Source organism: Ruegeria sp. HKCCA5839 (assembly GCF_013035585.1).
In the GTDB taxonomy this organism is placed as follows: Bacteria; Pseudomonadota; Alphaproteobacteria; order Rhodobacterales; family Rhodobacteraceae; genus Ruegeria.
Window position 1 is genome coordinate 76,503 of sequence record NZ_WQIE01000004.1, and the last position, 19,023, is coordinate 95,525.

General features: G+C 55.8%; 14 protein-coding genes. 6 read left to right on the forward strand and 8 right to left on the reverse strand.

Annotated elements, in window-relative coordinates:
- Positions 1–106 precede the first annotated feature (106 nt).
- The gene (locus tag GOV38_RS12855) at positions 107–1,996 is read left to right on the forward strand and encodes an SLC13 family permease (protein ID WP_171208186.1); all 1,890 of its coding nucleotides are present in this window, start codon (positions 107–109) and stop codon (positions 1,994–1,996) included.
- On the opposite strand, the gene GOV38_RS12860 is transcribed toward GOV38_RS12855, so the two are convergent.
- The 7 genes from GOV38_RS12860 to GOV38_RS12890 all read right to left on the reverse strand — a co-directional run bounded on the left by GOV38_RS12860 (position 1,985) and on the right by GOV38_RS12890 (position 10,975).
- Positions 1,985–3,250, reverse strand: coding sequence for a flavin-dependent oxidoreductase (locus GOV38_RS12860; RefSeq protein WP_171208187.1), 1,266 nt, complete (start codon positions 3,248–3,250; stop codon positions 1,985–1,987). The two genes, GOV38_RS12855 and GOV38_RS12860, sit on opposite strands and share 12 nt — an antisense overlap.
- A 65-nt stretch (positions 3,251–3,315) precedes the next feature.
- Positions 3,316–4,812 (reverse strand): TRAP transporter large permease, encoded by a 1,497-nt coding sequence (locus GOV38_RS12865; protein ID WP_171208188.1) that lies wholly within the window; start codon positions 4,810–4,812, stop codon positions 3,316–3,318.
- On the reverse strand, positions 4,809–5,393 hold the full coding sequence (locus tag GOV38_RS12870; protein ID WP_171208189.1) for a TRAP transporter small permease: 585 nt from the start codon (positions 5,391–5,393) through the stop codon (positions 4,809–4,811). Before GOV38_RS12870 ends, GOV38_RS12865 begins: the two co-directional genes overlap by 4 nt.
- A 58-nt stretch (positions 5,394–5,451) precedes the next feature.
- Positions 5,452–6,489, reverse strand: coding sequence for a TRAP transporter substrate-binding protein (locus GOV38_RS12875; protein ID WP_171208190.1), 1,038 nt, complete (start codon positions 6,487–6,489; stop codon positions 5,452–5,454).
- A gap of 559 nt (positions 6,490–7,048) precedes the next feature.
- Positions 7,049–7,999: a PP2C family serine/threonine-protein phosphatase gene (locus GOV38_RS12880; RefSeq protein WP_171208191.1), complete on the reverse strand. Its 951-nt coding sequence runs from the start codon at positions 7,997–7,999 to the stop codon at positions 7,049–7,051.
- A complete protein-coding gene (locus tag GOV38_RS22595) occupies positions 7,983–8,672 on the reverse strand; it encodes an FHA domain-containing protein (protein WP_171208192.1) in 690 nt (229 codons plus the stop codon). Before GOV38_RS22595 ends, GOV38_RS12880 begins: the two co-directional genes overlap by 17 nt.
- 32 nt (positions 8,673–8,704) lie before the next feature.
- Complete coding sequence (locus GOV38_RS12890) at positions 8,705–10,975, reverse strand: serine/threonine-protein kinase (RefSeq protein WP_171208193.1); 2,271 nt, start codon at positions 10,973–10,975, stop codon at positions 8,705–8,707.
- A gap of 776 nt (positions 10,976–11,751) precedes the next feature.
- Here GOV38_RS12890 and GOV38_RS12895 point away from each other — a divergent pair.
- Genes GOV38_RS12895 through GOV38_RS12915 form a run of 5 tightly spaced genes read left to right on the forward strand, consistent with a single transcriptional unit; the run spans position 11,752 to position 18,502 of the window.
- Positions 11,752–13,326 carry an ABC transporter substrate-binding protein gene (locus GOV38_RS12895; protein WP_171208194.1) on the forward strand — a complete coding sequence of 525 codons (1,575 nt, stop codon included), beginning with the start codon at positions 11,752–11,754 and terminating at the stop codon, positions 13,324–13,326.
- A 57-nt stretch (positions 13,327–13,383) separates the two neighbouring features.
- Positions 13,384–14,937: an ABC transporter substrate-binding protein gene (locus GOV38_RS12900; RefSeq protein WP_171208195.1), complete on the forward strand. Its 1,554-nt coding sequence runs from the start codon at positions 13,384–13,386 to the stop codon at positions 14,935–14,937.
- Positions 14,938–15,906, forward strand: coding sequence for an ABC transporter permease (locus GOV38_RS12905; protein ID WP_171103295.1), 969 nt, complete (start codon positions 14,938–14,940; stop codon positions 15,904–15,906).
- A complete protein-coding gene (locus tag GOV38_RS12910; RefSeq protein ID WP_171103297.1) occupies positions 15,903–16,817 on the forward strand; it encodes an ABC transporter permease in 915 nt (304 codons plus the stop codon). The genes GOV38_RS12905 and GOV38_RS12910 overlap by 4 nt, the downstream gene beginning before the upstream one ends.
- Positions 16,814–18,502, forward strand: a complete 1,689-nt coding sequence (locus GOV38_RS12915; RefSeq protein ID WP_171208196.1) for an ABC transporter ATP-binding protein — start codon at positions 16,814–16,816, stop codon at positions 18,500–18,502. Before GOV38_RS12910 ends, GOV38_RS12915 begins: the two co-directional genes overlap by 4 nt.
- Before the next feature lie 62 nt (positions 18,503–18,564).
- Here GOV38_RS12915 and GOV38_RS12920 read toward each other — a convergent pair whose 3' ends face one another.
- Complete coding sequence (locus GOV38_RS12920) at positions 18,565–18,930, reverse strand: hypothetical protein (protein ID WP_171208197.1); 366 nt, start codon at positions 18,928–18,930, stop codon at positions 18,565–18,567.
- Positions 18,931–19,023: the final 93 nt, after the last annotated feature.

The following is a 19,023-nucleotide window of genomic DNA, read 5'->3' on the forward strand; positions in this document are numbered from 1 at the left end:
GCGCATATAGCTTTGCCTCGAATTTGGGAACTGGCAAAGCAAAACTGTTGGATTGGCCCTATGCGGAATTGGAAACCCTCGCTAGACTTGTGCGCAAGGATAGACGATGGAAACAACAATACTGACTTTCGAAATGATGGTGGTCCTTGGACTGCTGGCATTGACCGTATTTCTCTTTGTTTCGGAAATAATTCGCATTGATCTGGCGGCGATCCTGGTTCTGGTGATCCTGGGCGTGCTCAGCACACTGCCGGGTCTTGAAAGCCTCGCCAGCCGGTCCGAGCTTTTCTCTGGCTTCTCCTCAAACGCGGTTATCTCGATCATCGCTGTGATGATCATCGGAGCGGGGTTGGACAAAACCGGCCTAATGTCGAAGGTCGCCGCGCTGATCCTGAAACGCGGGGGAACAACCGAGGCCAGGATCATCCCCATCGTCTCGGGCACCGTGGGTGTCATCAGTTCGTTCATGCAGAATGTTGGCGCTGCCGCGTTGTTCCTGCCTGTCATCAGCCGCATATCGGCACGCACCGAAATACCCATGAGCCGCCTGGCCATGCCGATGGGGTTTTGCGCCATCCTTGGCGGGACGATCACGATGGTCGGCTCTTCCCCGTTGATTTTGCTGAATGACCTGCTGATCTCGGCCAATCGCAGCTTGCCCGCAGATCATCAAATGGAGCCTTTTGGTTTGTTTTCCGTCACACCCATCGGAGTGATGCTGGTGCTGACCGGGGTTTTGTATTTCGTTCTGTTGGGCCGATGGATACTGCCCGGTAAACGGGCGCGAGGCGAGGATGCGGGTGCTGCGCGTTCGATGCAGACCTATATCGAGAATACCTATGGGCTGCGCGCCGATATGTTCGAAGTGCGCGTGCCCGAAGGGTCGATCCTGATCGGTCAGACGCTGGCCGATATCATGGTGGCGCATCACATCTATATTCTGGGGACCTCCTTTCGCGGTCACAAGGTCATCGCGCCAATGGCCGATACCACAATCGAAGCGCCTGCGCGTCTGGCTGTTCTGGGTCTGCGACGGGTGTTGCATGACGAATTCGCCGAGCCTTATGGTCTGGAAATCCTGCCCGGGCTGGACGTGTTTGCCGATGATTTTGCCGCCACTGAATCTGGTGTGGCCGAAGTGGTTATCCCACCCGGTTCCAGCGTCATCGGGCGATCCCCGATCGAGCTGCGCCTGCGACAAACCCATGGCCTGTCGGTTCTGGCAATACATCGGGGCGAAGGAACTCTGAGCCATGTTGAAACCGAAGTCCACGAGGCTACCCATATCGGCGAAGTCAATCTTCAGGCCGGTGACACTCTGGTGGTTCATGTCCAATGGGAACGATTGACGCGTTTGAAATCAGATCAGGATTTCGTGGTCGTGACCTCGGACTTTCCGCAAGAAGAACTGCGCCCGCACAAAGTGAACTGGGCGCTTGGGTTCTTCTTGTTGACGCTGTGCCTGATCCTGTTCACAGACCTGTTGTTGTCGCTTGCGTTGCTGACAGGTGCCGTCGGTATGATCCTGTCGCGCGTGCTGTCCATTGACGAAGCCTATGAAGCTGTCAGTTGGAGTACCGTTTTCCTTTTGGCCTCGCTGATCCCCTTGGGTATGGCGGTGCAAAACACCGGTACAGCTGCCTGGATCGCCGAAAAGATCCTGTCGCTGCTGGATGGCTGGCCCTTGTGGTCGCTCCAGGCGGGACTGGCTATATTGGCCACGATCTTTACGCTTGTGATGTCAAATGTGGGCGCTACGGTCCTGCTGGTACCCTTGGCGGTATCCATCGCGATTTCATCCGGTGGTGACCCGGCGGTTTTTGCGCTGACGGTTGCAATCTCGACCTCAAACTCGTTCCTGATCCCGACACATCAGGTGAATGCGCTGATCATGGGTCCTGCGGGTTATCGCGTTGTGGACTTTATCCGCTCGGGCGGGATCATGACCCTTCTGTTCCTGATCGTGTCCATGATTGGCCTGACGCTATTTGTCTGAGGATAGCCTGATCAGCGAGACCTGTGCGTTGGTGTCTTCGACAGTCAAATGCGCGAGCCGTTTGAATCCATCCGCATGGGCCTGACGCTCGGCCATCGGTAATAGATTATCAAGCTTGGAGAAATCGCCACCGCATCGGTCCTCGGCCATCTGCATGATCGCATCAGGGCCGCCAGATCCGCGATTGGCGCGGGTGACCGCGTTAGCCATCGGGCGCACGGCTTGCTCATATCTCAGCGCCGCAGCGTGACCAGGGCCCAGATCCTGAATGGCCGCGCCAAGCGTGCGCGCGTCAATGATGGCCTGGCTCGCGCCGCTTGACCCAACCGGATAGGTGGCATGTGCGGCATCACCGATCAGAGTGACGGCCCCGTCGGTCCAGGTGTCCACAGGCTCAAGATCGACCATCGGGTACTCGAATACGGCCTCGGCTTCCGCGATCAACGCGGGAATATCGATCCAGTCGAAATCCCAATTAGCAAATTCGTTCGCAAAACGGACCGCATCAACTCGGCGGTTCCAGTCCTCTTTCTCGATTGCCGAGCTTGGGTCGACCCGCATTTCTGCGATCCAGTTGATAACGGTCCTGCCATCATCCGGGTTTGGCTGCGAAATCGGATAGGACACAAAGCGCTGCGTGTCATTCCCCGCCAGAATCATCGAGGCACCGGAGAGGAAGGGTTTCCCAATTGTTGTGCCACGCCACATGATCCCGCCGCCCCAAACCGGAGGGCCTTGATATGGGTACATCTGCGCGCGAACCGCCGAATGGATACCGTCGGCTGCAACCACCATGGATCCCAACACGCTGTCGCGACTATCGGAGCCGCGCAGGATCAGCTCTGCGCCATCGCCTCTGTCCGCAAATCCTTCGACATCACATCCAAACGCAACAGACGCTTCACCGCAGCGTTGCAACAGCTCCTCCAGCAATTGCATTTGAAGATGACCACGGTGAACCGAATATTGAGGCCATTTATAGCCTGCAAATCGACCGCGTGGTTCGGTCCAGATCTCGACACCGGTCCTAGTATAGAACCCGTAATCGCGAGTCTGAATGCCGACCCGGTCCAACAGCGGTTCGAGCCCCAGGTCGAATAATTCCCGCACTGCCGGGGGTTGCAAGTTGATGCCCACGCCAAGCGGCTGCGGTCGCTTTACTTTTTCATAAATGCGAAACGGAATACCAATTTGGTGCAAGGTCAGACCCATCGTCAGGCCTGCGATTCCAGCTCCTGCAATCAGCACAGTCACTGTGGGGACCTCTTTCCGGATCTGTGTACAATCTGACGGGAATAGCACATGACCTCGGACCGCCTTTAAATAGGGATTAGCATGAGTGTGATCGCTGGAAAGGCAAGCAATATCCCGACACGGATCAAATCAGAGCCCACGAAATAGAGCACGGCCCGATAGGTCTCGGTCATTGGTGTTTCCCGATCCATCGCGTTGATGACAAACAGGTTCATGCCCACAGGAGGAGTGATCAACCCGACCTCAACCACAATCAGCACAAGAATGCCAAACCAGATGGCTGTTTGTTCGATATTCACCCGATTGAAGGCTCCGGTGGACGCACCGCGCAGCCCCAGTTCACGGGCCATCTCGCGGCTAAGCTCTTGGCCTGAGGCCAACAAGGCTTGGGCCTCGGCCAAGGCGGCTGTGGGGATTTCTTTGCCAGAGGCAATCAAATCATCCAAGCGCGCAGACTGGAACTCGACCAAAGAAACAAGACCGAAATCAAGTCCTTGCACGATAGGCCAAAAGATCGGGATCGTCAGAAGGATCATCGACAGGCTGTCCATAAAACATCCCAGGATCAGATAAAAGACAAGGATCACAAGGATGATTGTGACCGGTGCGAACCCGCTGTTTGAAACCCATTCAGCGGCAGCCTGCGGCATCTGGGTCAGCGCCAAAAAGCCATTATAGAATGCAGCCCCCAGGATGATAAAAAAGATCATCGCGGTGGATTTGGCGGTGACCACAAAGCTTTCGCTCAGACTGGCGCGGGTCAGTCCGCCAGCAAACCAGGCAATAACAGCTGTGCCAAGCGCGCCGATGGCCGCCCCTTCGGTTGGGGTAAACCACCCCAGATAGATACCGCCCACAACCAGCGAAAAGACCAAAAGCACCGGCCAGACATCAAACAATGCTCGAAAACGTTCTCCGTAAGGCATCCTTTCACGCGTTCCCGCCGAACCGGGATTGACGCGGACATAGACCGAAATAGCAATCATATAGCCGATGGCCGCCAGAATGCCGGGGATGAAAGCCGCCAGAAACAGCTTGGCAATGTTCTGTTCGGTTATAATGGCATAGATCACCAATACCACCGAGGGCGGTATCAGGATGCCCAATGTTCCACCCGCTGCAAGCGTAGCGGTCGAGAAACCACCCGAATAGCCATAGCGTTTCAATTCGGGCAGCGCGACACGGCTCATGGTGGCTGCGGTCGCTAGAGATGATCCGCAGATAGCCCCGAACCCCGCGCAGGCCCCCACGCTGGCCATGGCCACACCCCCTTTGCGGTGACCCAGCCAGCTTTCAGCGGATTTGAACAAGGCCTGGCTCATCCCGCCCAGCGTCGCGAAATGGCCCATCAGCAGGAACATCGGGATGATCGACAGGGAATAGTTCGAAAAGGTCGTATAGGTCTCGGTCCTTAGCCGTCCGATGGCGATGTTGGTGTCACCCGTCATCAGGATGATGCCTACAAACCCGGTCACGAACATCGCCAGACCGATCGGCACGCGCACAAAAATCAGCGCAAGAAGCGCCGGAAAGGACCACAGTCCAATGGCAATGTCGCTCAAGAGTTTTGCCTTTCGTCAGAAAGAGGGTTGTCTCGGCCTGCGATGACCTCGCCGGCGCGCAACACGGCCATGTAGATCCCTACAAGGGCGGCAATCCACATCGCGACGATGCTTGCGGCATAGGACCACCAGACCGGAAACTCCAGCAACAGGGTAGTCTGACCGGACCGGAATTTGCTGAGCCCACCCAAGGTCAGTTGCCAGGCCAGCAGAACCAGCACGGCGGCAAACAAGAGCTCGGTCAACAAGCTCAGCACCCTGTTCGCCGGGGCAGGTAGTCTTGAGGCGAAGATATCGACAGAAGCATGGGCGCCAGTGATCTGGCAAACTGGAAGAAAGGCAAAAATCGCAAAGGCCATTCCGGCTTCGACAATTTCGAAATCACCGTTGACAGGACCAATTCCCAAGGCCAGCAGCCAATCGGCAATACCCGGAGCAAAGCTTTGTATTGCATCGCCGTGCAAAACGCCATTCAGCAAGCGCCCGGCGACCGAGACGCACACAATCAGGATCAACGCAGCCAAGGTGATCCCGCCCAAATGCGCTAGCAGACGAGCAAGCCTAAAGACAAAAGCGTGCATATTCAGAATTCACCCCAAGCCTCGCCAGCGCCCGATGACGGGCGCTGGATCAGGAGGATTACATTTTCGCGTTTGCGCCTTTGCACTCACCGCTCATCAACCCTTGGGCGCGGTCGATCAATGCCTGGCCGTCCATACCTTTTTCTCCAAGATCAGCGATCCAGTTTTCATAGATCGGCGCGGCCAGTTCCTTCCATTCCTCAGTGTCCGAGATGGTGATGATTGTGTTGCCCGCGTCCACCGCAACCTCACGCGCCGGGCCATCGGCATCCGCCTGTGTGCCACCAGCAAAGACCGAAAAATCCATTCCGGAATTGGCGTCGATTACGGCCTTGTTTTCATCCGATAGGCCCTCATACAACGCTTTGTTCATGGCCAGAACAAAGGTCAGGGTATAGAGAGAGGGCCCCTCGAATTCGGTATGGTTTTCAACAAGTTCAGGTATTTTCAGCGCTGGTGTGACCTCCCACGGGATAGTGGTTCCGTCAATCACACCTTTCGAGAGTGCTTCGGCGATTGCGGGAACGGGCATGCCAACCGGTGTTGCGCCCGCTTCGGACAAAAGATCGTTCACCAGGCGCGATCCACCACGGATTTTCATGCCCTCAAGATCAGCAGGTGTTTCGACCGGATCAGCGGTGTGAAACATACCAGGCCCGTGTACCCAAGTGCCCAGGATCTGAACGTCACTGAATTCACCGTCTTTCATGCTTTCGTCAAAGATCGTCCAATAGGCGCAAGACGCTGCGCGGGCATCTTCGACCATGAAGGGCAGCTCGAATACCTCAGTCGATGGGAAACGCCCGGGCGTATAGCCGACCACTGTCCAGGTAATATCATCGACACCATCAATCACACGATCCAGCAATTCGGGCGGCTTGCCCCCCAGTTGCATGGTCGGGAAACGATCAATCTTGATGCGCCCTTCGGACTCGGCCTCGATCTTGTCAGCCCAGACATCCAAAATGAGACGCGGCACATTGGCCTGCGCGGGCAAGAAGTGATGCAGTTTGAGCGTGACTTCTTGTGCCGTTGATGCGGTTGCCATCACCGCTGCCAGTGAAACGCCCCCAAGGAACGCTTTAAGATGTTTCATGATGTCCTCCCATTATTCAGTCGGGGTCTGAGCAGCTTAGACCCGCAAAGACCAATAAACCCACTATTTGATAATCCACAACTAATTGGGTGAGTCACTCACTTTTTATTTCGAGGTTTTGGGCAGGAAACGAAGTGAGGAACCCACTTGTCAGGTCATCGCATGCCATTTGGGTCGCAACCTTATTGAGACGCGAAACCCTTGGTATACGCCTTTGACGACACAGGCACCAAATGGGATCCCCAAGATGCTGCACTCTGTTTCGAATGCAGAAACCCGGGGATCCCATTGGTTGACCCACATCGGCTTCGATTGTGGATCAGGGGGTTGCTGCGGGAGAAAGATTGGAAGTCTTAGCATTCCACGATGTACAGAATCTGACAGATGTCTGAGTGGTGGAAGATGTTCTGCATGTTGTTAATTTATGGGTTCTCTTGCGATTTCGCCAAGACGCGTTAATCGAAACGCGTTTAGGACCCTAATCCCGACTTTTGGCTCGGATACCAAGACACAAAAAAGGGCCCGCAAGCAGGCCCTATTTTGAGAGTTATCAAGCGTTCTAACCAGATCGGGCGTGCTTGAACTCCGGTTGATCCGCCGGTTCGTTCGAGCCAGCAGCAGTCTTGGTTTTGTCTTCCAGACTGACCACACGAGTAAGGCTTTGACCTTGTTCTTCGGACATGCCGATCGGTTTTTGCGTGATTTTACGCTCGACGGGTTTCATGTGGTTCAATTTGATTACCGAAAAGGACACATTATCCTGATCGGGATCATCGAGATCTGAAATCGCGTTCAACAGATGCCCTGCAATTTCTGCCGATTTCCGTCGGCGATAGCGGTGCAAGATCTTTTGCAGCATCGGCTCACCCAGGTATTGAAGCCCGTCAGAGGATACGACCACGATGTCGCCAAGCTGAAGCTCAAAAGGCTTTGACGGGCAGTCAAATTTAGGAATGTTCTGACCCATGATGACTGAAGTCAGGCAGTTCCGTTCCGGGTGATTTTTGGCCAACTCGGGGCTCAGAAGACCCTGTTCTGCCATCAAATCAATCTGCGGTGCCAGCGAATGGTCTTCATTCAACTGCTGCAGTTTGCCACCCCGCAGCAAATAAAGCGGGCTGTCACCGATGCTCATCCAATACATACGGTTTTCCGCCACAACGACAGCAACCAGTGTCGCACCCATACCGCGAGCGCCCGGATTTTCCGAAACGTAGTCACGGATCGTGCCATTGGCCCCGGCTGTTGCGACTGCAAAGTGATCGGGTATGTCCTTTTCAGCCTCGGCAAAACTGGCCGAGCGAAACTTGAGGGCGCTATACACCTCGGTCGATACAATTTTCGAAGCGACGTCTCCGGCCTCATGGCCGCCCATCCCGTCGGCCAAAACGGCAACCCCGCTGTCCATCCCGAAGGGGAAATCAGTTACCAAAGCGTCTTCCTGGTAGTCGCGACCACCCTGAGACAGCCCTGAGGCGACATCATAACGCGGTTCAGGCGCTCTCCACATATTTACGCTCCTTGTTGTTGCCGGTTTCGGCCCAGCAGAAATCAGCACCGGCCAGCATTTTGATTTTCAAAACAGTTTCACCTACAATAATTTCGTCCCGGTCCTGTAAGATCACATCTGACAGAACTGGTTTTTGATTCAGACGGACAATGTTTGACTTCCCACCATGCCCCAGAAAGAACTGGTTGCTGTCTGCGTCAAAGACGAGCGAAGCATGATTATTCCGCGAAATCGTAGTGTCTCCGAAGTCCAGGGAAATCTGCTGGTCTTCGCCGCGTCCGATCTGCATCAGGCCCGAGTGCAGTGGGAAGAAACGCCCCTGACCGGGCCCACCGATCACGACAAGCCAGCCCACGGGGAACTGGTTTTTCGTATCCTTCGCCGCTTGCTTGCGATTCCCAATCAGATCGACAACTTGAGGTTCTGACCGATCAAGCGCAATCAAACGGGTTTTGGCCTGTTCCTTGCGGGTGGCGGGTTTGCTCGGCTGAGGCTTTTGTTCCTTGGCTTCAGCAGGTTTTGCCGTTTTCTGAGAATGCCGGTTCACCACAGCGTGGAGCCGTTTTTTCCGTTCGGCGTCCGCCTTAGCGATTTCTCTTTTGGCCGACGCGCGCTTGCGTGCGTCGTGTTTGGTATCGGAATTGGATCCAAATAGCCTCTTGAGAAAGTTCACAACAACCCCTCCGTCTGTGGATCTGTAACCGTTTACTGGTCTACCGTGGCAGCGGCCGTGACAATCGGAGCATTGCCATCAAAAGGGAAAGCTACGGCCCAGATGTCTTCACCGCGTTTGACAGCGAAGCTGAACGAAGATTTCCCTTGCCCGACTTCCTCTTCCAGGATTGTCTCAACTGTATACGGACCGGTCAGCAACTCATTTGTCATGAGATAACCATAGAGAATGTCGCCGGGGCGCATATCCAGGTTCAGCTCATCCGGGACAGCCGCAACGCGTGTTGTCCAGCTATCGCCTTGATAAGTAGTGTTGAACATCAGACCGTTGGAAAGCGTCACACGCTGGAAAACCGGCAAAGTCAGGGTCTGTTCCCGTGCGTCCGCGGTGGTGACGCCGATGCTGACAGTTACTTCCAGGGTCGAGCCATCTGAATTGGCCAGAAGGCCTTCGGTCACAGCATTGAAATCGTCCCGGTTAGCAACTGGTGTCCCATTGACGGCAAATATGCGCGTCTCACCTTCGCTCGCATCAAGCAGGCCTTCATAGGGCAGCTGCACCAAGCGCTCGGACTGTAGTCCGGCGATTTCGATATCATTCTGCGCCGGCAATTCGGGGACGACTTTGGTGTCGACCGCCGCAGGCTCGGCTTTGGTGACCGGCGTCGCAACAGCGGGTGGGGTGTTTTCGACCGCAGTCTCAACACTTGTCGTTGTCGAGGACAGATCGACCACTGGCTCGGCTGCATTTCCGAGGCTGGCCAGTTCGGTCGTGTCGTCGTCAGATGCGTTTGGTGTGACGATTTCCGAAGCGGCAACCTCTGAAGCGAGCTGGCTTGTCTCTGCCGGCTGGGATTCAGCTGCCGGAACGTCTGTCGCAACTTCTGTCCGCACGACACTTTCCGGGCTTGCAGGCACCGCTTCTGCGACAACGGGTGCGCTGACTTCGGGTTCAGCAACAGTTTCCGGTGTCTCGGCTTTGTTGGCGTCAGCGATGACAGGGGCCGGTGCGTCCTGCGTTGAGCCATCTGCTGGCTGGGTTTCAGAAACAGAAGACGCAGGCAGGGCAGGTGCGCTCTCAGCCGGGTTCGGAGTCGCCGCAGCTACTTCGGATGCATCTTCCGCTGTTGCCGTATTCGGCTCTGCGGTCACAGCTACGCTAATGCCTGTCAACGACCCAAGATCGAGACCACCGGGCTGGCTTGATTGATATGCGACGCCAACTGCAGCAATTGCTACAACTGCTGCGGATGCCAACAACAACCCGGTGCGGGACTTCCCTTTTTTCAGCTCTTGTTGTTGTTCTGCTTTGACCTCGTTAGCCGGTTTTGGCGTGGAACCATACGCAAGAACGACGACATCAGCAGATTTCGGGGCCAGCCCTTTTATCATCGCCTGCCAGTCTTCTGCACTCGCCATGCGATCTTTGGGCAGGATAGCCAACGACTTATCAAGCGCTGCAAGGAAGTTGGGGTTGTAGTCGTCAAAGCGCCCTTCCAGCGGCTGGTAAGGGTCGGGGTCGCCAGCTGCCACAGCGGACAGGCGCGCCTGGCTGTTTGGCGGCACTTCGCCCGAGATCAAGTGATAGAAGCTGGCGCCAAGTGCGTATAGATCGCTATGCGGTCCTTGCTCACTGCCCGCGATATAGAACTCTTGCGGGCTATAGCCGTCTTTGACGACACGCATGGCGGTCAATACTCGGCTTTGTTTCGTGGCTTCTTCGCGCGCGGCGCCAAAGTCAATCAGAACCGGGCGATCGTTAAGGTCCAGCAGGATGTTGTCAGGCGAGATATCCCGGTGCAACACATTCTGATTATGCACAAACGCGACAGCATCAAGCAAATTAGTTAAAATTTCTTCGATCAGCGCTGGAGAGAGATTGGTGTGCTTGTCTTCAATGATCTGAAGCAGGTCGCGGCCGTCGACAAAATCAAGCGCCATATACGCGGTGTTATTTTCCTCGAAAACCTGGTGCACGCCAACGATGTTGGGATGCTTGAGCTTGGCGAGGCTGCGTGCTTCACGCACAAATAGCTTTACGATCGAGGCAAGATCTTGCTGGTGCGCACGCGAACGGGCCACGACTTGAACAACCGAACGTCGGCAGAATGCTCCGGGGAAACACTCCTTGATGACAACGCGCCGATTGAGGCTGTCTTTGGCTTCGTAAGTGATCCCGAAACCTCCAGCATTCAGAAAACGTTCGATCCGAAACTGCCTGTGCATAAGCTCTGTACCGGGCTTCAGCTCGTCTACAAACGTCTGCTCTTCTTCGACGTATTCATTCTTTTTCAAGCCAGTCATTCTTCACATCCCTGCGCCCAACAACAGCGTTCAACTCACTTCTCTTGGTCCTCTTTTGAAGAGCCGAGAAAAGAGACGGAAAAATGACGTCCAAAAGGTATTAATTAGCAATAATCTGCCAAAGAGGCCATTGTTTCCATAATGCAAAACAAAGTTGGAGAGAATGCTTGGGGCGCCCTGCTATTCAGGGTTTGCTCAATTTTGCGGCGATCAGTGTCCTCTTTTCAGTCTTAGATTTGGGCGCGTTGAGAAGATACTTGGACGTTGGACCATGCTCGAACCTCAAATGCCAGCGAGACAGCTGAAAAGCTGCAGGTACCGCTATTGATGGCAAGGTTCCAAAACGAAACAGGCCCACGCGATTTGCGTGGGCCTATTGCGGTTGGACCGGTCTTTCAGTTTAAGACGTTTAGCCGAGACAGCATCGTTTGATTGTACCATTACGAGCCATGAAAAAGTCGAACCTGTGTTCACCTTTAGACGCGGCAACTCCCGGCGCATCATTCCGTGTTTTAATGAGTATCAAGTCCTCGTCTCACCTGTTTTGAGCTAGGCGCTCGAAGGTTCTAACCGGCACACATTTGCATCGTCCTTTACTTGCGACAAGCTTACCTGACGCCGAAACTCAGGTAGTTGATCCAAACTAATCCCATACGATCGCTGATTGACATGCGTCCGCAGTTGGTATGCTATCCGCAGCCATAACGTTCATAGAAATTCGTGACAGAGAATCGCGAATTCACCGCAGCTAAATGTCTGCAAAACGGGAGTAAAAAATGAAAAAACCTATGCTAGCGCTTGCGCTATTGATGACGACGACCTCGTTGGCCAGTGCGGAAACCTTGCGGTGGGCGCGGTCGGGCGATGCGCTCACGCTTGATCCACATTCGCAGAACGAAGGGCCGACACATACTGTGCGCCATCAGATGTATGAGCCACTGATTATTCGCGACACGTCTGGTGCGTTCGAAGCAGCTCTTGCCACCGATTGGGCCCCTAGCGCGGACGATCCGAACGTGTGGGTATTCAACCTGCGCCAGGGTGTGAAATTCCACGATGGAGCGGATTTCACTGCCGAGGATGTGGTGTTCAGCATCAATCGCGCGAAACAGCCAAACTCGGACATGAAAGAGCTGATCAATTCGATTGTCGAAGTGCGCGCGGTTGACGACCATACGGTCGAGATCGTGACAGATGGTCCGAACCCGATCCTGCCTGCAAACCTGACCGATCTGTTCATCATGGACAAAGACTGGACCGAAGCGAACAACACAGTCGACGTGCAGGATTTCGAAGGTGGTGAGATCACTTTTGCGACCACCAATGTGAATGGCACCGGTCCTTACAAACTGGTCAGCCGTGAACCCGACGTGAAAACCGTCATGGAGCGCAACGAGGACTATTGGGGACGCGATCAGTTTCCAATGGCGATCAGCGAGATCATCTATACCCCCATCCAAAACGATGCGACCCGCGTTGCGGCAATGCTGTCGGGTGAGGTGAACTTCCTGCAGGACATGCCGGTACAAGATCTTCAGCGGGTCGATGCCGTCGATGGGTTGGTTGTTAAACAGGCCCCACAAAACCGGGTGATCTTTTTCGGGATGAACCAGGGCGCGGACGATATCGAAGCCGACAATATTGACGGCAAGAACCCTCTGGCGGACGTACGCGTACGTCAGGCGATGTCGAAAGCGATCAATCGCGATGCCATTCAGCAGGTTGTCATGCGCGGCCAATCTCAACCCGCCGGGATGATTGCGCCTCCGTTTGTGAACGGCTGGACGGCCGAGATGGACGCCGAAAGCAGCACTGATATCGAAGCGGCCAAGGCCTTGTTGGCCGAGGCAGGCTATGCGGACGGTTTCTCGATCCGGCTGGACTGCCCGAATGACCGCTACATCAACGATGAGGGTATCTGTCAGGCAGCGGTTGGCATGTTGGGTCAAATCGGGATCACGGTGAACCTCGACGCCAAGCCAAAAGCACAGCATTTCCCGCTGATCACCGATGGTCTGACCGATTTCTACATGCTGGGTTGGGGTGTTCCGACATATGACTCGGAATACATCTTCAACTTCCTGGTCCATGGTCGCGAAAGTGATATCGGCACTTGGAACGGTACCGGTTTCGACAACGACGATCTTGATGCGAAGATCAAATCGCTTGCCTCGAACACCGATCTGGACGCGCGCAACAAGGATATCGCTGATATCTGGCGTGTTGTGCAGGACGAGCAGTTGTACATCCCGATCCACCATCAGGTGCTGAACTGGGGCATGGCAGAAAACCTGGCCATCGAGGTTGATCCCGAGGATCAGCCCATGGTCAAGCATTTCGGCCTGAACTAAACCTTTCTGGCGGGCTCCGACCCACGGGGTCCGTCACCATATGAAGTGGGAGCTATCATGAAACGTCTGACCACTGCCGCGCTGATGGGCGCGCTTGCCATGCCCGTTGCGGCCGAAGAGTTCAAATTCGCCGTGACAACCGATCCACAAACCATGGACCCGCACGCGGTCAACTCGGCCCCGGTGCTGGGTTTTCTGAACAATGTGTATGAAGGCCTCGTGCGTCGTGGCAAAGACATGACCATCGAGCCTGCTCTGGCGACCAGTTGGGAAACCATCGATGGCGGTGCGGGTTGGCGGTTCAAGCTGCGCGAAGGTGTGACATTTCATGATGGGTCCGAGTTCAACGCAGATGACGTGATCTTTTCGTATCAGCGCGCGTCGGACGAAAGCTCGGACACACGCAGCTGGTTTGCACCGGTCAGCGATGTGGTTAAGGTTGATGACTATACCGTTGACGTCATGACCACCGCGCCAAACCCGATCTTCCCGGACAGCATCGCCAACTGGATGATCATGGACAGTGGTTGGGCCGAGGCAAATGACGCGGCGCTGCCAGATAAAGAAGCCGGGAACTATGCCACGCTGAACGCCAACGGCACTGGTGCTTTCCGTGTGACCGCACGCGAGCCCGGGCTGCGCACGGTTCTGGAGCCCTTTGACAGTTGGTGGGATGAGGCTGAACACAACCTGACCAGCGCGGAACTGGTGCCGATCCAGAACCCCGCAACCGCTCTGGCCGCGCTGCTGTCAGGGGATGTGGATTTCATCAACCCTGTGCCCATTCAGGACGTCGCCCGCTTGCAGGGCAACCCGGATGTGAAAGTCATTCAGGGTATCGAGGCTCGCGTGATCATGCTGGGCTTTGACCAGAAAGAGGGTGCCAGCGAAACGGGGCAGGGCAGCTCGGATCTGTTCAAAGATGCCCGTGTGCGCGAGGCTGTGGCCAAGGCGGTAAATGTTCCGGCCATCCTTCAGACCATCATGCGCGGTAATGCCGAAGTGGCCAGCCAATTGGTCAGCCCCGCGATGCGCGGATACTCGGCTGCGAATGCCGACCCTTACGCCTTTGATCTGGAAGGTGCCAAGGCGCTGCTCGCTGAGGCCGGGGCCGAAGGGGCCGAGGTCAGCTTCAAATGCTCCAACAACCGCTATCTGAATGACGAGTCGGTCTGTCAGGCGATCACGGCCATGCTGACTCAGGCTGGTCTGAACGTGACGCTGGATGCGATGCCGGTGCAGAACTATTGGCCGGAACTGCGCGCCGACAACTTTGATATGTACCTGTTGGGTTGGTCGCCGGGCACGTTCGATGCTGAACATCCCGTGCGCTTTCTTGCCTCGACTCCAAATGAGGAAAAGAAGTTGGGGTCCTGGAACTTTGGCGGCTACTCGAACGCGCGCGTGGATGAGCTTTTGCCCTTGATCCAGTCCGAGATCGATGAGCCCAAGCGTCAGGCGATGCTGGATGAGGTTGCGGGAATACTGCAAGACGAGGTGGCTTATGTTCCGCTCTATGTCCAGCCGTTGGTCTGGGGTGCGCGCAGCAATGTCGAACTGACCCAGCGCCCTGACAATTTCTTCCTGCTGCGTTGGGTCACGGTCAACTAAATGCTGTCATACATCGTCAGGCGCATTGCCCAGTCGGCGCTGGTACTTTTTGTCGTGGGCCTTGTCGCCTTTTCCATGTTCCGGTTTGTCGGTGATCCGATCGACAACATGCTGGGGCAGGAACGGACCATGGAAGATGTAGAGCGTTTGCGCGCGCAGCTTGGTCTGGATCAACCGTTTCCCGTGCAATACGTCAAGTTTTTGCAAGAAGCGGTGCAAGGCAATTTTGGGGTCAGCTTTCGCCAAGGCCGCCCCGTTGCCGAAATCCTGGCCGAACGTGCTCCGGCGACGCTGGAACTGGCATTGGTCTCGGCCATCTTTGCGGTTGTCTTAGGGATTGCGCTGGGAGTGTTCACCGCCATCAAACGCGACGGGTTTGCAGCGAATTTCATCATGTCGGCATCGCTGATCGGGGTGTCTCTGCCCACCTTCCTGATCGGGATTTTGCTGATCTATGTTTTCTCGGTCGAACTGGGCTGGCTGCCCAGCTTTGGGCGCGGCGAGGTTGTGGATTTGGGCTGGTGGAATACTGGGCTGCTGACGGCCAGCGGTCTTAAGGCGCTGATCCTGCCGGCAATCACGCTTGGCCTCTATCAGATGACTCTGATTATGCGTCTGGTGCGATCCGAAATGCTCGAGGTGTTGAGACAGGACTATGTTCGTTTTGCCCGTGCAAGGGGCCTAAGCGATCGGACCATCAACTTTCGCCATGCGTTGAAAAACACGATGGTGCCTGTCATCACAATTATCGGCCTGCAATTGGGGGCGATAATCGCCTTTGCTATCATCACCGAAACGGTGTTCCAGTGGCCGGGTCTTGGCCTCTTGTTCATCAACGCGATCCAGTTCGTCGATATCCCGGTCATGGCCGCCTATCTGATGATGATCTCGGTCATCTTCGTCACCATCAACCTTGCGGTCGACATCCTTTATGCCTTTATCGATCCGCGTCTGAGGGTCAGCGCATGAGCCGTCTGCAAACTATTCTGGACAGCGATCAGTTCTACGCGTTTCGCCGCTCTCCGGTGGCCATGGTGTCGGCTGCGGTTGCATCGTTGTTGATCCTTGCGACGGTCCTAGCACCACTGATAGCACCGACAAACCCGTTCGACCCGTCCAGCCTGAACCTGATGAACGGTTTTACCCCGCCGATGCAGCCCAACGCCTTCACCGGTGAAAGCTTTTTGATGGGCACCGACGATCAGGGGCGGGATGTGTTTTCCACCATCCTCTACGGGATGCGTATTTCTCTGTTTGTTGGTGTCGCCGCCGTCTTGTTTGCCATGGTGCTGGGCATCATCCTGGGCCTGTTGTCGGGCTATTTTGGCGGCTGGACCGAGACGATCATCATGCGTACCGCGGATGTGCAGCTGACGTTTCCGTCGATCCTGCTGGCCATGCTGATCTTTGGGATCGCCAAGGGTGTGACCCCGGTGGAATACCGTGACCAGATGGCCATCTGGGTGCTGATCCTGGCCATTGGCCTGTCAGATTGGGTGCAGTTTGCGCGGGTCGTGCGCGGGGCCACTTTGGTAGAAAAGAACAAGGATTATGTCGCCGCCGCGCGCATCATCGGGCAAAGCCCGTTGACCATCATGCTGCGTCATATCCTGCCCAATGTGCTGTCACCGGTTTTGGTTATCGCCACGATCTCGCTGGCGCTTGCGATCATCGCCGAGGCCACGCTCAGCTTTCTGGGCGTAGGCGCGCCGCCGACACAGCCCTCGCTGGGGACGCTCATTCGCATCGGGCAGGGGTTCCTGTTCTCGGGCGAATGGTGGATCTTGTTCTTCCCGGCCTGCACCTTGCTGGCGCTGGCGCTGAGTGTGAACCTGCTGGGCGACTGGCTGCGTGATGTTCTGAACCCGAGGCTGAAATGACCGACCCCGTTCTTTCGATCCGCAACCTGACGGTAGAAATCCCCACGCGCCACGGCATTTTCAAACCGGTCGAGCATGTGACCTATGACCTGCATCCCGGTGAGATCCGGGGCGTTGTGGGCGAAAGCGGCGCAGGCAAATCGATGACCGGCAACGCGGTGATCGGGCTGCTGGACCCTCCGGCGCATGTGTCCGAGGGTGAGGTGTGGCTGAACGGTCGCCGCATCGACGCGCTGGACGCCGAAGACAAACGCCGGATCCGGGGCAAAGAGATCGGGATGATCTTTCAGGACCCTCTGACCTCGCTCAACCCGCTTTTTACCGTGGGCGAGCAATTGGTCGAGACCATCCAGCTGCATCTGGGCCTGTCAGCGGCCGAGGCCAAAAAGCGCGCGATTGCGCTGCTTGATCGGGTCTCGATCCCGGACCCGGCCGATCGGTTCGACCAATATCCGCACCAGTTTTCCGGCGGGATGCGTCAGCGGGTGGTGATCGCGCTGGCCTTGTGCACCGAGCCCAGCGTGCTGATCGCGGATGAGCCGACAACCGCGTTGGACGTGTCAGTGCAGGCGCAGGTGCTGGATCTGATCAAGGAACTGGCCAAGGAACGTCAGGTGGGCGTCATTCTTGTGACCCATGACATGGGCGTCATTGCAGATACCACTGATACGGTGACGGTCATGTATTCCGGCCATGTGGTCGAAAGCGGCACAACGGATCAGATCCTGGGCGCGCCCACACATGACTATACCAAATCGCTGATCGCTGCGGTGCCACGGCCCCATACCAAGGTCGAGCGGTTTCCCATGGTCAGCTATGGCGACCGTGTCAGCACGTTCAAGATCGACGATCTGGCAGCCCATTGGACCAAAACCGATCTGTCCAAATCCGGCAAGTTGGTTGAGGTTGAAAACATCACCAAAACCTTTTTGCAAAAGGGCGCGATTCTTCCGTCGCACAGGCAGTATTTCACCGCTGTGGATCAGGTCAGCTTTGACATCCGAGATGGCGAAGTTTTTGGACTTGTCGGCGAAAGTGGGTCGGGCAAATCAACCGTGGCTCGTATGGTCGGCACGCTTTACCCCGTGGACGGTGGCCGTGTGATCTTTGACGGTGAGGATGTCACGGCCATGGGGGCCGATGCTTTGCAAGGGTACCGTCGTCAGATCCAGATGATCTTTCAGGATCCTTTCTCAAGCCTCAACCCGCGCATGAAGGTCGGTGATCTGGTCGCAGAACCCATTCATCACCACAAGATCTTACCCAAAGCCGATATCGGCCCCCGCGTGCGTGAACTGCTGGATTGGGTCGGTTTGGCAAAGGATGCCTGGCGTAAATACCCGCATGAGTTCTCAGGGGGCCAGCGCCAGCGAATTTGTATCGCTCGGGCGCTGGCGACACAGCCCAGGTTCTTGATCTGCGATGAGCCCACCAGCGCGCTTGACGTTTCGATTCAGGCGCAGATCCTGAACATCCTCAAGGACCTGCAAGACCACCTTGGCCTGACCATGTTGTTCATCAGTCACGATCTACCGGTTGTGCGCCAAATGTGCGACCGTGTAGGTGTTATGCGGCAAGGAAAGCTGGTCGAGGTTCAGGAGACAGACAAGCTCTTTAACGCACCTCAGCATCCCTACACTCAAGAACTACTGGATTTGATGCCGAGGCTGAAACAGCTGGCCTGATCCACCCGTCAATTGCGAAGATTATCGGGGGGCCGAGTAGAATGCCTGGTCCCCCGTGTAGTTTAGGTGGCCGCGCCTGCTTCGTCCGGTTGATGCAAGCTGACTACAAGAAGGACCGTAACGCCCAGAATGACATAATACCACATGTCGAGACCGGCAAAGCCCAGCACGAACGGGGCAAGGACAAAGACAGCACCGACCAATCCATCGACCGCTAGGTGGAGTTTATACGGCAGCACCCGGATCATACCCAGGTGATGATCGGTCAACACCGTCAGCACAAAAGCGGCGACACCTGTGATAACAGATAGCCAAAAAGCTAGCGGGTTTGAGGCGCCCAGCCCAAACAGAAAGGGCATGGCAACCAAGCTCAAAGCAACAGGATAGTCGAGATATGCGTGAATGGTTTTGGTAACGAAACGAGGCATCGTGTTTTCCTTTCTCAATCCGGTCAATATTGCCGATAACTAAGAAATACGGGGCTTGTTTCGATCTATGAATGTCCGCCCGTTCGTTTTTTC